This window comes from Allohahella marinimesophila (assembly GCF_039538005.1).
In the GTDB taxonomy this organism is placed as follows: Bacteria; Pseudomonadota; Gammaproteobacteria; order Pseudomonadales; family Oleiphilaceae; genus Allohahella; species Allohahella marinimesophila.
This window is the reverse complement of record NZ_BAABBO010000009.1, coordinates 1-14,861: the sequence shown is the minus strand read 5'-3', so window position 1 is coordinate 14,861 and position 14,861 is coordinate 1. Positions and strand designations below refer to the sequence as shown.

Sequence of the window (14,861 nt, the reverse complement as noted above, 5' to 3'; positions counted from 1 at the left end):
AGAGTAAACGATCGGTCTCTGCTTGCCTACCTCCCCGCATTTTCCCGTCCATCAAATGGAAAGCCCTTTCAATGGCAGAACGTAAAAAGACCGGCTCCAATGGCGGCAACAAGAAACGCGCCAAGGCTGGCGGAAAGTCCAGTGCAGTAGCCAAACGCTCCTGGACAAGACGGCTCTTGGGGCCGCTACTGAAATTGATGATCGTTGCCTTCGTTGGCCTGGCTGTATGGAGTCTCTATCTCGATATTCAGGTTCGCGAGCGTTTTGAGGGCAAGAAATGGCAGATTCCCGCGGCGGTCTATGCCGCGCCCCTCGAACTGTATGCGGGCGCTCAGATGTCCTTGGACGTGCTCGTAGGAGAACTGAACGCCTTGGGCTATCGAAAGGTGAGCCGGAGCCCTTCGCTCGGCCAGTATAGTGCTTCTGCCAGTCGGGTGAGCTTCGTGCCGAGGCATTTTGACTTCCCCGATGAGGTAGTTGCCCCAGAAGCGGAGCCCGCCACGGGACCTCAGTCGCTCACCGTGAGCTTTAGCAGCGGGTCGATTTCTGCCCTGGAGACCACGGCAGAGGGTCGTCCCGTCAGCTGGTTCAGACTGGAGCCCAGAAAAATTGCGGGTATTTATCCAAGCACGCAGGAAGAGCGCACCCTGGTCCAGCTCGCCGAAGTGCCGGATTTACTGATTCAGGCGCTGCTGGCTGTTGAAGATCGAGATTTTCGTGACCATGTTGGGGTCGCGCCGCTATCCATCATTCGTGCCATGTTCGCAAATCTTTCCGCAGGCAGGGTAGTGCAGGGGGGAAGTACCCTTACCCAGCAGCTGGTGAAAAATTTCTATCTCACGAGTGACCGCACCCTCACGCGGAAGCTGAACGAAGCGCTTATGGCACTGCTGCTCGAGCTTCACTATAGTAAGGATGAAATTCTCGAGACCTATATCAACGAGATCTTTCTGGGCCAGCACGGCGCTTATTCCATTCATGGTTTTGCGACCGCCAGCCGCTTCTACTTTGCCCAGCCGCTGAACGAGTTGCAGCCACACCAGCTCGCGTTGCTGGTCGGCCTCGTCAAGGGCGCCTCCTACTACAACCCTCGTCGCAGTCCCGCCAGATCGAAACAGCGCAGGGATCTGGTGCTGAAAGTGCTGGCCGACCAGGGTGTTCTCACACCCGAAGAACTCGTGAAGTGGCAGGGTATGCCGCTGGGTGTGCGAAAGGAGCCCGGCCGCATCACCAGCGTTTTCCCCGCGTTCGTCGATCTCGTTCGGCAACAGCTCAATGAGGAGTATCCCGAGGAAGTTCTGCAAAGCGAGGGCTTGAAGATATTCACTACTCTGAGACCTGAGGTTCAGCAGTCCGCCCAGCGTGCGCTGAGCAGTACAATCAAACAGAAATCCGCAGCGCTCAAACAGCCCGAGCTTCAGGGAGCGGTCATCGTTACTGACAAGAACAGTGGGGAAATCGTTGCCCTCACCGGCGATCGATCTGCGGAGGCTATAGGATTCAACCGAGCGCTAAAGGCGAAGCGTCAGGTCGGCTCACTGCTCAAGCCCTTCGTGGCTTTGACCGCGCTTGAGCAGCAGCCGACATTGTCTCTGGCCAGTCGGGTAAAGGACGAGCCCATCACACTGCGCTTCAAAGACGACTCGACCTGGACGCCGGCAAATTTTGACTCGACGAGTCACGGTGAGGTCTTGCTGCGCGAGGCGTTCATTCGCTCGTACAACCAGGCCTTCGTGCATCTGGGTTTGAATGTGGGGCTGAAGCCGATCATTGAAACACTGCATCGCTTCGGCGCCACCGAAAAGATGAATGCCTATCCAAGTCTGATCCTCGGCGCTGTGAATATGACGCCGCTGGAGATGACACAGATGTATCAGAATCTGGCTTCAGGCGGATTTTCTACCCCCATGCGAAGTATCCGGGTGGTCACAGATAGTGAGAACAAGGTGCGATCACGCTATCCCTACCAGGCCACCCGCCTGGTCGAAGACGATGTCGCCTATATCATTCAGTACGCGATGATCGATGTGGTTCGCTCGGGAACAGGGCGCTCACTGTACTCGGCATTTCCAGAGGACTATCAGGTGGCTGGCAAGACTGGCACGACCAATGATTTGCGAGACAGTTGGTACGTCGGCTTCAACGGCGATTATCTCTCAACGGTATGGTTGGGCAACGATAACAATAGCAACACCGGGCTGACAGGCTCGTCCGGAGCGCTACAGGTCTGGAAAGCACTCTACAAGGATTTACCGCTGACCTCGCTGATGCCCACGAAACCCGACACGGTGGAGTGGCACTGGATCAGTCCTGATGGCAAACTCAGTGCCGAGCGTTGCGCAGACAGTATTCCATTGCCATTCCGAGCTCAGTCGGTACCTGTTGAAGAGGCCGATTGTGGCAACGTGGGCGATGCGATCAATCGTTTCTGGCGCCGACTCGTGTCTCCACTAACCGATGAGTAAATTGCATTCATGAGCTTCCAGCCTTCACAAGAAATCTCTCGCATGTCCGCTACGACGTGGCGAATGACCAATCGCGCTGGCGTATTGAGTGTGCTGCTGGTGTTCCTGATATCGGGCTGCAGCTCATTCCAGGACACCTATGGGCGAAAACCGCCTCAACCAGCGCCCGAGCAACAGCCCGGCGTCGAGAAACCGCCTCGAGACGAGTCCGGTGTTTCACGCGCGCCTGAAGCGGAGCAGCCTGCAGAGCAGCCGCGCCGTTCGCGGCCCAGTGTGCAGATCGCTCGCGCAGAGCCGCTCCCGGCCGCGAACCATTTCATTCAGCAGGCGCGCACAGCTTCGGACCAGGGCAATTATTCACAGGCGCTGTCGCTGTTGGAGCGCGCTCGTCGAATCTCACCAGGCGCCGGCGAGGTCTATCTGGAAATAGCCGAAGTGCATATGAATATGGGCGACAGCGACCAGGCCAGACGGTTCTGCGACAAGGCCCAGTCGCTGTCGGGTGACGATGCCGAATTCAAGGCGCGAATCCGGCGAGTACTCAACCAGCTAGGCTCTGCATAGCCTTTTCTGCAGCGGCGATGGTCTCCTCAATGTCTGCATCGCTATGCGCTGAGGACAGGAAGCCAGCTTCATAACAGGAGGGCGCCAGATAGATGCCTGAGTCGAGCATGCTGTGAAAGAACTTCTTGAAGCGCGGCAGATCGCTCTGAACCACTTCTGAATAGCGGGTAACCGGCTTTGCCGCATTGAAAAAGAACCCGAACATTCCGCCCCGATAGTCGGTTGAGAAATCAATGTCGTAGCGGTCCGCTGCGGCCTGGAAGCCGTTCATGAGTGTCTGGCAGCCCTGTTCGAGCTTCTCGTAGAACCCATCTGCTGTCAGGTGCCTGATATTTGCCAGTCCGCAGGCCATGGCCAATGGATTACCTGACAAGGTGCCCGCCTGGTAGACAGGACCGATTGGTGCCAGGTGCGACATGATGTCTCTTCGTCCGCCAAACGCGCCTACAGGTAAACCGCCTCCGATGACCTTGCCTAAAGCCGTCAAATCAGGCGTTATCCCGTATGCGGCCTGAGCGCCGCCTTTGGCCACACGAAATCCAGTCATCACTTCATCAAATATAAGCACGGCACCGTGCTTTGTGCATACCTCCCGCAGTGTCTGGAGAAACCCATCCACCGGCTGGATGAAGTTCATGTTGCCAGCAATCGGCTCGACTATGATGGCAGCAATGTCGTCCCCGTACTCGGCCATAGCCGCAATCACCTGTTCGGTGTTGTTGTATTCCAGCGTGATGGTGTGCTTCGCCACGTCGGCGGGCACCCCAGGTGAGTTAGGCACGCCCAGTGTGAGTGCACCAGAGCCTGCCTTCACCAGCAGCGAGTCCGCATGGCCGTGATAGCAGCCTTCGAACTTTATGATCTTGTCCCGTCCAGTGAAGCCCCGCGCGAGTCTGATTGCACTCATCGTAGCCTCTGTGCCGGAATTGACCATGCGTACCATGTCGATTGAGGGCATGAGACTGCAGATCAGTTCGGCCATTTCAATTTCAATCTCAGTGGGCGCCCCGAAACTGAGCCCGTCTTCCAGCTTGTCCCGAAGAGCCGACAGCACATCAGGATGAGCGTGACCGAGAATCATCGGGCCCCACGAGCCGATATAGTCGATATAGCGCTTGCCATCTTCATCATAGACATAAGCCCCCTTACCCTTCTTGAAAAAAACAGGGCTGCCGCCAACGCCGTTGAATGCCCGTACTGGACTGTTTACGCCGCCCGGAATACAACGCTGTGCGCGCTCGAAAAGTTCTTCTGAATGACTCATGGGTTCTCCGTCTAAAAGTTATTAATCGAAAAGCGCGAGCAGCTCGGCCGCCGCGTCATGAACGCCTTCAAGTGAGTCCTGGCCGAAGACGCTGCCCACGACTGCGAGCCAGTCAGCACCTGCTTCGATCAAGGGGGTGGCATTGGCTGCCGTAATGCCGCCAATCGCAACGAGGGGGCAGTCAAACCGCACTCTGGCCTCTTGCAGCAGAGACACACTGGTCTCCACCGCGGATGGCTTGGTTGAAGAGCTAAAGAATCGCCCGAACGCCAGGTAGTGGGCACCCTTGGCATGGCGCTCGGCAGCACGCTCGAGCGAGTTATAGCAGGATGCGCCATAGAGCAACGATCGGTCGCCCATCTCCGTAGTCAGGGCCTGGTCACTTTGCCAATCCTCATCACGACCAAGGTGAACACCATCTGCATCGCAAGCCCTGGCTAGCTCCACATCATCATTGACGACGAAGCAGGCAGCTTTCTCCCTGCACAAGACGGCCAGTTCGCGCGCCTCAGCTATCCGCTCGACCAAGGGATAGGCTTCTTGCGACGCCTTGTTACGGTACTGCACGATACGGGCGCCGCCGTTGATGGCCGCTTCAACCCGGCGGGCCAGACTGGGGTCCCGAGCAGGTCCAATATCCGTAATGACATACAATCCACGGCCACCCATGATGGTCCTCACATGCGACCCTATTCCGATGTCGGGCAAACTGCTATGGGCACTCAAAAGGGCTTCACCACCACCAATATCACGACGGCTATCAGAATCAACACCGGAAACTCGTTGAACCAGCGGTAAAAGGTATGCGTCCTGACATTCTGATCTGCGGCAAATTTTCTCATAAGGCTGCCGCAGGCGAGGTGATAGCCAATCAGTATGACGATCAGCATCAGCTTTGCATGCATCCAGCCCATCTTCATGACAGCCGCGTTCTGGGACATGAGTGCAAAACCGAAGACCAGAGTCGCCACCATCGCAGGCGTGGCGATGCCGCGATAGAGTTTGCGCTCCATGACCTTGAAGCGTTCACTGCCCAGGGTATCTGCTGTCTCTGCGTGGTAAACGAAGAGGCGGGGAAGGTAAAATAGGGCAGCGAACCACGACACCATGGAAATGATATGGAAAGCCTTGAGCCAGAGATAGGTCATGTTCTGTCCTTTGCTTTATTTCGAAGAGTAGTAATTGACGATATCGGCATGCGTCACGATACCGATAATCGGCTTGATGAGCGGCGCAGAAGTTCGTTGCACATAGAGGGCTTCGACATTGGACGCGCGCAACACGGCCAAGGCCTCCTCGAGTGTCGCCTGAATATGAAGCGGCGCGAGATCTCTGCGCTGAGCTGGAATCTTGAGCAGGTTCACCCTGAGTCTGACCTGACCGGCCTCAGTATCCATGGTCTCTGAGGAGGGCTGCAAGTCCGACGCCTCGCTTGCTGGCACATCCACTTCGGTGCCCTCGAGATCCTCTGCCAGCAACGCCTCGGCAGAGCGCTGACTGTCTTCCTCCAACAGCTCGAGATACCGCGACAGGTCCACTGCCGGCATCAGTGATACGGGCCCACTCTGGTCCTCGATGAGAATCCACACCGGTGAGTTCTTCAGCAAGGCCCGAGCCTCCTCGATGGTGTGCTCGGCCTTTGTCCGAATGAATCTGCGCTCCATAATGGCCGCAACAGATATCCGTCTCAGCGCTTGCGTCAGTGGTTCAAAACTGTAGTCGAGACCCTGAGCCTGGAGCAGGGCGATGAACACCGGTTTCTGACGAAATAGATTTCGCGTCAGCAGTCCGGTCACAATGATGATGGTCATCGCAGGAAGCATGATATTCGACGTTCGCGTGAGTTCGATAATAGCGATGATCGCGGCAAGTGGCGCTTGCAGAACAGCCCCCATCATCGCTCCCATGCCGAGCAATGCATAAAAGCCTGCATCCGAGGCCGCTTCCGGCATGATCGCCTGGGCCACCATTCCTAAAGCCCCTCCGAGACACGCACCTATAAACAGCGTAGGACCAATAATCCCGCTCGGCATGCCCAGACCAATTGCTATTGAGGTCACGAACAATTTGGCCAGGCCGAGCGTCAGCAGAACAGGCGCCGCATAACCACCGAGCAGCGCTATATTGACCGAGTCATAACCCACCCCCATGATTTCCGGGTAAGCCACGCCCGCCAGACCAGTTAGCAGTCCTGCCAGCATCAGCCGACTCAGGATGGGCCCCTGGAAGCGTCGGCTCGTTGTGAGAATTGTCTGGTTGAAAATGAAGGCTGCCAGCGCCATCGGCACAGTGGCCGCGAGAATGAGCGGTAGCTCAGCAAGCGACTGAAAGGCGATGTCCGGCACCAGAAAGGCCGGTTCATTGCCGTAGAAAAGCTGCGTGACTACGGCAGCACTGACCGCTGCGAGTATGATGGGCGTGAAGCCGACAATCGTGTACTCCATCAACACGACCTCCATCGCGAAGATGATACCTGCGAGCGGAGTATTGAACGAGGCCGATATGGCCGCTGCAGTGCCACAGCCCACCAGCATCCGGATCGAATTGTTCGGTAGGGCTGCCCACTGTCCAAGCAGGCTTGACACCGTTGCACCCAGATGCACGGCTGGCCCTTCACGACCAGCACTTTGTCCCGACACGACGGTAGCTGCACCGACAACGAATTGAAGTAGCCCATTGCGCCAGGAGATGTGGCCCTGATGATAGCCCAGGCGCTCCAGCACATGAGTCACGCCAACCTTTCTCAGGTGCACTTTCAGCCTGAAAAGCAGCATTCCGATGAAGAATGCGCCGCACAGCGGAAAGGTAAGACGTGCAATGGCAGAGAGCCCTTCGAAGTTTTCCGAACTGCCGGCAGGCAACATCAACGACAGGGGCACTTCGATAGCCAGACGGAACAATACGATGACCAGTCCGGTGACGATCCCCGATATGAGGCCGAGGATGGCCAGCTGGGGAACTGCATCGAAGCCTGCCAGCTGCCGCCGAAACGGCGTGAACATCAAATCGAGCCGCGTTTTCAGCCCGATGTTCATCTGACGACCCCGGCGGGTCAGTTGAGCGAAAAATGGCAAAGTGTCTTGTCAGCCCGATTCTAGAGAGTTGAGTACTGTGCTGGTACTATGGCGTCATTGGATTCTACACAGTCTCGAGGGAAAACATGAAGCGTAGCAAGGTCGGTATCGTTGGCGGCACAGGTTATACGGGCGCAGAGCTGCTCAGACTCCTGCTCGTGCACCCCCATGTCGAGGTGGCCGCCATCACTTCACGCTCTGAAGCTGGTCAGAAGGTTGGCGATTATTTTCCCTCGTTGCGAGGACGGACCGACCTTGCGTTCAGTGATCCTGAGTCGGGTGACCTCGATCAGTGCGAGATCGTTTTCTTCGCTACCCCCCATACCGTCGCGGCTTCGCAGGTAGGCGCGCTCCTCGCAAAGGGAATCCGCGTCATAGATCTTTCGGCGGATTTCCGCCTCGCCGATAAGGACCAGTGGGAGCAGTGGTATAAAGTGACCCATCCTGCACCTGGGCTTTTTGGCGAGGCAGTGTATGGCTTGCCTGAAGTCCATCGTGAAGCCATTGCCTCGGCAAGGCTAGTGGCTTGCCCAGGCTGCTACCCGACCGCCATACTGCTCGGTCTCCTGCCACTACTCGACCAGGATTTCGTCGACCTGACCAGCATAATCGCCGACGCCAAGTCCGGTGTCAGCGGCGCAGGTCGAGCGGCTGCCGTGGGTACGCTCCTGTGCGAAACCAGCGAGAACTTCAAGACTTACGCGGCGAATGGGCACAGGCACCTGCCAGAACTCATTCAGCATGCCACCTCGAGCGCAGGCGGCAGACCGTTGGGCCTGACCTTCGTGCCGCACCTCGTTCCAATGATGCGCGGGATGGAAGCCACGCTCTATATTCGTCGGGCACCATCCGGAACATCTGAATCGGGCAATGACGCTGGCGATCCACTGTCGCCACAAGCGGTACATGACCTGTTTTCCAGATATTTCGAGAGCGAGCCCTTTGTCGATGTCCTCCCCTTGGGACAACATCCCGAGACCCGCTCCGTAAAAGGTACCAATATTTGCAGGATCGGTATTTTCAGACAGCCAGGTGATGGCCCTATCATCATTTCCTCGGTCATCGACAATGTCGTAAAAGGTGCGTCGGGGCAGGCGGTACAGAATATGAACCTAATGCTCGGTCTGCCGGAAATCGCCGGCCTGGACTACACCGCATTACTGCCTGGATGATCCACGTTGCCGCAATCAATACTGGAGCTTCGTGAAAGATCGTAAGGCCCTGGCTAAAGAGAAGCTCGTTGTCGCCCCGCAGCGACCGGAGAACCGTCTCAGAAACAGAGTGTTCAGCTGGCTTGCCATTTCGATCGCGCTGGGTGGTGGGCTGTTGGTCGGCTGGATGACAGCTGCCAGCACCTTCCAGTATTCCGAGACCACAGCCGCCAGAGCGCTCGACTCTCTGCAAGACGCACAGGCCCGAATTCTTGAGCTGACTCAGACTTACGAAGCCATGAATCGAAGTGCGGAAATAGACAGAATTACGGCAGCTGAGAGTCGGGCAGTGATTGCCAGGCTCGAAGACAGACTCGATCAGCTTACGGAAGATGTGACTTTCTACAAAAGTATCATGGCCCCTTCAGATACCAACAAGGGGCTGCAGGTGAAGGATTTTTCGCTCAAACCCACTGGCGAACCACGAACATTCACTTATAGACTCGTGCTCACCCAGGTCGCAGACAACGAGCGCTATGCCGAAGGTGTCGTGGCCGTGAGCATACAGGGCACGCGTGATGTGACCAGGCGACCTTCACGGCCGAGCCGAAAACCTGCTGCCATCAAAGGCGCTACCAATGCTGGGAGTCCGAGTGACGAGGAAATCCTGTCATTGCGTGATCTGACGGGCTCTGAGGAGCTTGGCATTCGCTTCAAGTTCCGTTATTTCCAGAACATCGAAGGCAAATTCGTGCTGCCTGAGCATTTCGAGCCTGAGCAGGTTCAGGTCGTGGCTCAGGCCAAGGGCGCGCGAGCATCGAAAGCAGAGCAAACCTTCCCATGGAATCCTGGAGCCTGATGCGTATGTGGGGAAAACGGAAAAAAGCCCGGCTGCCTGCCGAGACTCAGTTCGACAGTCTTATTTCAGAAAAAATGCAGATTCAGGGCCGGCTGGAGTTCAGTGGTGGTATCCATCTGGATGGTACGGTGATTGGAGACGTCTCAGCCCTGCCCGCTGCAAATGGCGCGACGCTGCTCAGAATCAGCCGGCAGGGTGAGGTGCGCGGAAACATCCATGCGCCGAACGTCGTGATCAACGGACGCGTAGATGGTGATGTCTATGCGTCCAATTTTGTAGAGCTAGCCGAAAATGCCTGTATTAACGGCAACGTCTACTATCGGTTCATCGAAATGGCTGTCGGTGCGGAAGTAAATGGCAGTCTGGTACATCAGCCAGAGGTCTCGACTGGAGCTGAATCGGACAGCAAGAACAGCACCGCCGCTGATGTCTCTCCATCATTTACCGAAGCTTAAATTGACTCCTGTCGGATTCAACGGATAATGAGCATACATGCAGTCAAATGAGCGAGTAACCCAGCCATGAGTATAGAACAGTCGTTCGATCCGTCGGTTCAGGCCCCGCCACTCCATTTTTCAGAGTCTGCGGCGAAGAAAGTGAAGTTGTTGATAGAAGATGAAGGGAATGACGAGCTCGCACTACGAGTGTTTGTGACCGGCGGAGGTTGCTCCGGCTTCCAGTATGGATTTTCTTTCGATGAGTCTACCCAGGAAGACGACACTATCGTCGAGCGCGAAGGTGTGCGCCTGCTCGTTGATTCGATGAGTTATCCTTACCTCGTCGGCTCGGAGGTGGACTACAAGGAAGGTCTTGAAGGGGCCCAGTTCACCATCAAAAATCCCAACGCCCAGACCACCTGTGGCTGTGGCAGCTCCTTCAGTATCTAATCAGACCAGATCCAGTTCAGGCCGGGTAGATGCAGCCAAGCACCCTGGCGCCACTGCTGCCTGTCACCGATTGGCATTCCACTGGACGACGTTCAAGACATTGCTGCGCTAACCAGGCAAAGGCCGTCGCCTCTATCATGTCACCGTCGAGTCCCAGATTGTCGCTCGTCTCAAGCCGAATGCGTTCAGCTTCGCCTGACACTCTGGCAAATGCCGACTTCAGTCGCTCTATCAGAAACAGGTTGTGAACTCCACCGCCGTAGGCAATGACTCGACGACAGCGCGGTACAAAGCGCCACACCTGTTCCGCAATGCTTCGGGCACTCAATTCAGTCAGCGTGGCTAACAGATCTTGGCCCAAGCCCGCCTCTGGGGCTGAAGGCGTGAAATAATCTGGCGCCATACGTTGAATCCACTCAAGACTGAATAGCTCTGGCCCGGTGCTTTTCGGTGGTGCCAGTGCGAAGTACGCATCAGAAAGCAGACTGCTGAGTAGCCGCTCATCTACGGCGCCGCTTTGGGCGCGTACGCCTTCAGCGTCATATCCGGTATTAAAAAACAGGCGACTGCAGTGGTTGAGCAGGGTAGAGGCAGGGCCTGTGTCAAAGCCCCGCAAGCTGCCACTTGAATCCCGGTAACAGATGTTCGCGATGCCGCCAAGATTAAGGAAACAGGCCGTCTCATCCAGCACTTGTTCAAACGCTGCGGCCAGAAATGCAGGTAGTAGCGGTGCGCCCTGTCCGCCCGCGGCGATATCTCGGCTCCGAAAATCACAGACCGTCGATATCCCGGTTTTTTCAGCAACCAGGGCGCCGTCCAGAAGCTGGTGCGTAAGCACCTGAGGACTTGTCTGATGTCGTATGGTCTGGCCGTGACAGCCTATGGCGGCAATCTTATCCGGCGCAATACCGGACTCGGCGAGCAGTTGCTGGATACACGAGGCACTCAACAGGGTGTAGCTATGCTCGATCGCCAGGTAATCAGAAACCGGCCAGCTGGATTCGCTCGCCAGACGGCGCAGTGCGGAAACAAGCTGATCATCGAAGGGGAGATAATGTCGGTGAAGGATGCGTGGAGGCGCACTGGGCGCCAGCTCAACTACGACAGTGTCCAGTCCGTCCAGGCTGGTACCGGACATCTGTCCTATATAGAGGGCCATTTCGAAAGCGTTACAGGTCTGACCTTTGCGACGACTTGCCACTGTTCATGACCAGTTGGTGCGCATTGGCCTCCTGATTCAGCTGAGTCACCAGGCTAGAAGCGATATCAGCAAACTGTGGCCGTTCCTGCTTTGGTACAGGTTTCGCCATAGGCAGCGCAACAGTGACCGGGTTTTTAGGCGCGCCGTTGACCCTGAACTCGAAGTGCAGGTGAGGACCGGTAGCCAGACCAGTGCTGCCGACATAACCAATCACATCACCCTGACGAACCTTCGCGCCAACACGAATACCTTTCCTGAAATTCTGCATGTGAGCATACAGCGTAGTGATCCCTGCGCCGTGCTGAACCACAACTACATTGCCATAGCCCCTCTGTCTCTCAACCACCACGACGCTGCCGTCACCTGTAGCCTTGATTGGCGTGCCACGCGCAGCCGCATAATCGGTGCCATTGTGCGCTCGGATCTTGTGCAGTATCGGATGCCGACGCTGCAGATTGAAAGGCGACGAAATTCGTGCGAAATCTACCGGTGAACGAAGAAAAGCCTTTTTCACGCTGGCACCGTCAGGCGTGTAGTAGTCAACCTGACCAGTCGCGCTCTTGTACCGGACAGCCGCGTAACTTTTACCCTGGTTTATGAATTCAGCCGCAAGAATAGGTCCATCGGCAATATGCTTGCCGTCAAGAAACTGTTTCTCATACATCACGCGAAAGCTGTCGCCTTTGCGGATGTCCAGCACAAAATCCACGTCCCAGCCAAACAGATTGGCCAGTTCCATGATCAACTTGTCAGACAGGCCGGCTGTCTTGCCATCCAGAAACAACGACGAATTTATCTGCCCTTCCGCATAGGTGACCATGCTGTCCGGCTCTACCACTATTTTCTCGAGGGCGAACTGCTTGTGAACATCTTCCTTGATCAACCAGGTCTCGAGCTTGGATCTGCGAAGCTGGAGCGCGATGAAGTTATTATCGGCGTCGAAGGCAAAATCCAGCTCCTCGCCGGGGTAGAGTCGTGTCCAGGCCTTGTTGCTGACATTGTCGAGCATACGCTTGAGTGTCTTGCCATCAACACCTGCACGGGAAAAGATGCGAGACATGCTATCGCCACTCTGCACCTGAAAGCTTCGCCACTCTGCTGCATTAGCAACAATAGGCTCAGCCTCCACCTCAGGCGACTCCAGTATGTCGACTGGGCTCAAAATCGCCTCTGGACCTGGCACGGTATCGATGAAATCATCTTCGCTCGCAGAGCGGCGATGCTGAAGTACGCTGCCAACGCTGTAGTTGGAAGCCAGCACCGGAGATGTGCTCCTCAATGCCTGCGGCACAAGCAGAGATGCCTCTTTCGGCGCTGAAAGTCTGCCGTCCAGCATGGGGTAGAGCGGGGTGCTAGCATCCACTGGGCCTACGCTAACTCTGTTCGCCTCGGCCGTTTCACTCGGGCTTAACAACAGGGCGCCTGCAAGCATGCACACCCCTACCGACGCTGCCAGCATATGAGGTCTTGAAAGATCTGGGAGTAATTTGTCAGTTTTCATCGATAGTTGTGTCAGACTTTGGTGAATCAACATTAAGAGGCAAGTATAAGCATAAAAACTGATATCTGCCCACGTTAGGCGTCCATCTTTATCCGCTGCCGGCTGTATTCCTGTGCTGCGAAGCTGGACACATGCATCCTTACCGTCAGGACCCCGTAATCTTCGATCCCGCTCCTGGCTTTCATATCTGTTCAGCCACGTGTTCTAAACGTAGCATCTGTAAGCATTTTTTTGCAGGGGAATTTCGGAATGTTTGGTAGTGATTAGTGAGTAGCTGTAATGACTGTTACCTGACGTCACGCAGAGCTCAGCCTATGTAACATCAGGCCACCGATTCCACTCTCACGCCCGAAAAGTAGCTTTCATTTGCTTACAGTGCCAGTCAGATGTCTCTTTTCAAACTTTCCCCTGCAATGAAGTCATCAGCTTTTTTGTGCCACCAACCCCGCCGCCGTATACTGCAGCAAATCTCCACCCTTCAGGAAAACAGGCGGGTATGTCGGAAAGACCAGAGCACCACAACGCACTGCCACAACAGCAGGAACGTTCCCTCGAAAACGATCTCAGCCTCATACGCAGAGGCACGGACGAAATCATTCCGTCCGAGTCGTTGTACGACAAGCTGAAATCAAGACGTAAATTGCGCATCAAGGCCGGTTTCGATCCCACGGCGCCAGATCTCCATTTCGGCCATACCGTACTGCTGAACAAGATGCGGCAATTCCAGGATCTCGGCCACGAAGTCATCTTCCTCATTGGCGACTTCACCGGTCTCATTGGGGATCCAACCGGTAAAAGTGCAACCCGTCCGCCCTTGAGTGTCGCCGACGTCCAACGCAACGCCGAGACCTATCGCCAGCAAGTCTTCAAGATTCTTGATCCCGACAAGACCATTGTGCGCTTCAATAGCGAGTGGATGGGCAAGATGACCGCTGCCGACATGATCCAACTCGCTGGCCAGCAGACTGTCGCCCGCATGCTCGAGCGCGACGACTTCGCAAAGCGTTATAGAGCAGAGCAGCCGATTTCCATACACGAGTTTCTCTATCCGCTGGTGCAGGGATACGATTCGGTCGCTCTTGAAGCGGATATCGAACTCGGTGGCACCGATCAGAAGTTCAACTTATTGATGGGACGGACGCTGCAGAAGTTTTATGGACAGGAACCACAGGTCATTCTCACCATGCCTTTGCTTGAGGGTCTGGACGGCGTCAACAAGATGTCGAAGTCACTCAACAACTATATAGGTGTGAACGATCTGCCAGGCGAGATGTATACCAAGTTGTTGTCGATGCCTGATGAACTGCTCTGGCGATACTTCGAGCTCCTTAGCTTCAAGCCAATGGAGCAGATCAACGATTTCAGGTCCCAGGTCGAGGCGGGCGACAATCCCCAAACCTACAAGAAGATCCTGGCAGAGGAACTGATTACCCGTTTTCACGGCGCCGCCGCCGCTGAAAGCGCCCCCAGGTCGGCAGGTAATCGTGTCAGCCATGGAGAGATACCCGAGAATCTGCCTGAGGTAGAAGTGTCCCTGGACGGCCAGACGGCCATGCCGTTACCGACACTCCTTCGGCTGGCTGGTCTAGTAAAAAACGGCGCCGCCGCCAAGGACATCATTGGTCGGGGAGCTGTCTTTGTAGATGGAGCAGCGGCAGAGATGGGATTGACCTTCATGGCCGGTGCCAGCCATGTTGTGCAGGCGGGTAAAAAGAAGGTGGCAAGAGTGTTTATCGTCGACTGAGGCCCTTGAATTTGTCTGGTGCTCTCCGTAAGTCATTGATAACTTGCGATTAAGATAGGTTTTTCTATTTTATTTCAGTTTATTCACATTAAACCCTTGATCCGCCGAGTTAGCTGCGTATAATGCGCACTCCTTCGGGGCAAACAGCAAA

Annotated in this window: 13 protein-coding genes; 7 read left to right on the top strand and 6 right to left on the bottom strand. The window is 55.7% G+C overall.

Features of this window, described 5'->3' with window-relative positions; genetic code table 11:
* The first annotated feature begins 71 nt into the window (after positions 1–71).
* Together mrcB and ABD735_RS08755 are read left to right on the top strand one after the other, a co-directional pair.
* Positions 72–2,465, top strand: coding sequence for a penicillin-binding protein 1B (gene mrcB, locus ABD735_RS08760; RefSeq protein WP_344805437.1), 2,394 nt, complete (start codon positions 72–74; stop codon positions 2,463–2,465).
* 42 nt (positions 2,466–2,507) lie between these two features.
* Positions 2,508–3,029, top strand: coding sequence for a tetratricopeptide repeat protein (locus tag ABD735_RS08755; RefSeq protein ID WP_344805435.1), 522 nt, complete (start codon positions 2,508–2,510; stop codon positions 3,027–3,029).
* Here ABD735_RS08755 and hemL read toward each other — a convergent pair.
* From hemL to ABD735_RS08735, 4 genes are read right to left on the bottom strand one after another with little or no spacing between them, the layout of a single operon-like run.
* On the bottom strand, positions 3,007–4,293 hold the full coding sequence (gene hemL / locus ABD735_RS08750; protein WP_344805433.1) for a glutamate-1-semialdehyde 2,1-aminomutase: 1,287 nt from the start codon (positions 4,291–4,293) through the stop codon (positions 3,007–3,009). The two genes, ABD735_RS08755 and hemL, sit on opposite strands and share 23 nt — an antisense overlap.
* A gap of 21 nt (positions 4,294–4,314) precedes the next feature.
* Entirely contained in the window at positions 4,315–5,019 is a 705-nt protein-coding gene (gene thiE, locus ABD735_RS08745) for a thiamine phosphate synthase (RefSeq protein ID WP_344805431.1), read from the bottom strand.
* The gene (gene hemJ, locus ABD735_RS08740; RefSeq protein WP_344805429.1) at positions 5,016–5,441 is read right to left on the bottom strand and encodes a protoporphyrinogen oxidase HemJ; all 426 of its coding nucleotides are present in this window, start codon (positions 5,439–5,441) and stop codon (positions 5,016–5,018) included. The genes thiE and hemJ overlap by 4 nt, the downstream gene beginning before the upstream one ends.
* A 15-nt stretch (positions 5,442–5,456) precedes the next feature.
* The gene (locus ABD735_RS08735; protein ID WP_344805427.1) at positions 5,457–7,328 is read right to left on the bottom strand and encodes a chloride channel protein; all 1,872 of its coding nucleotides are present in this window, start codon (positions 7,326–7,328) and stop codon (positions 5,457–5,459) included.
* Positions 7,329–7,453: 125 nt separating this feature from the next.
* On the opposite strand from ABD735_RS08735, the gene argC reads away from it, so the two are divergent.
* From argC to erpA, 4 genes are all read left to right on the top strand, one after another.
* Positions 7,454–8,539 (top strand): N-acetyl-gamma-glutamyl-phosphate reductase, encoded by a 1,086-nt coding sequence (gene argC, locus ABD735_RS08730; protein ID WP_344805425.1) that lies wholly within the window; start codon positions 7,454–7,456, stop codon positions 8,537–8,539.
* Positions 8,540–8,570: 31 nt separating this feature from the next.
* The gene (locus tag ABD735_RS08725) at positions 8,571–9,377 is read left to right on the top strand and encodes a DUF6776 family protein (protein WP_344805423.1); all 807 of its coding nucleotides are present in this window, start codon (positions 8,571–8,573) and stop codon (positions 9,375–9,377) included.
* Positions 9,359–9,832 (top strand): bactofilin family protein, encoded by a 474-nt coding sequence (locus tag ABD735_RS08720; protein ID WP_344805421.1) that lies wholly within the window; start codon positions 9,359–9,361, stop codon positions 9,830–9,832. Before ABD735_RS08725 ends, ABD735_RS08720 begins: the two co-directional genes overlap by 19 nt.
* Before the next feature lie 66 nt (positions 9,833–9,898).
* Entirely contained in the window at positions 9,899–10,264 is a 366-nt protein-coding gene (gene erpA, locus ABD735_RS08715) for an iron-sulfur cluster insertion protein ErpA (RefSeq protein WP_344805419.1), read from the top strand.
* A gap of 16 nt (positions 10,265–10,280) precedes the next feature.
* Here the strand turns inward: erpA and ABD735_RS08710 are convergent, their stop codons facing one another.
* Both ABD735_RS08710 and ABD735_RS08705 read right to left on the bottom strand, forming a co-directional pair.
* Positions 10,281–11,465, bottom strand: coding sequence for an anhydro-N-acetylmuramic acid kinase (locus tag ABD735_RS08710; RefSeq protein WP_344805417.1), 1,185 nt, complete (start codon positions 11,463–11,465; stop codon positions 10,281–10,283).
* The gene (locus ABD735_RS08705) at positions 11,434–12,924 is read right to left on the bottom strand and encodes a M23 family metallopeptidase (protein ID WP_344805415.1); all 1,491 of its coding nucleotides are present in this window, start codon (positions 12,922–12,924) and stop codon (positions 11,434–11,436) included. Before ABD735_RS08705 ends, ABD735_RS08710 begins: the two co-directional genes overlap by 32 nt.
* A 538-nt stretch (positions 12,925–13,462) precedes the next feature.
* Here ABD735_RS08705 and tyrS point away from each other — a divergent pair.
* Positions 13,463–14,710: a tyrosine--tRNA ligase gene (gene tyrS, locus ABD735_RS08700; RefSeq protein WP_344805413.1), complete on the top strand. Its 1,248-nt coding sequence runs from the start codon at positions 13,463–13,465 to the stop codon at positions 14,708–14,710.
* The last annotated feature ends 151 nt before the right edge of the window (positions 14,711–14,861 follow it).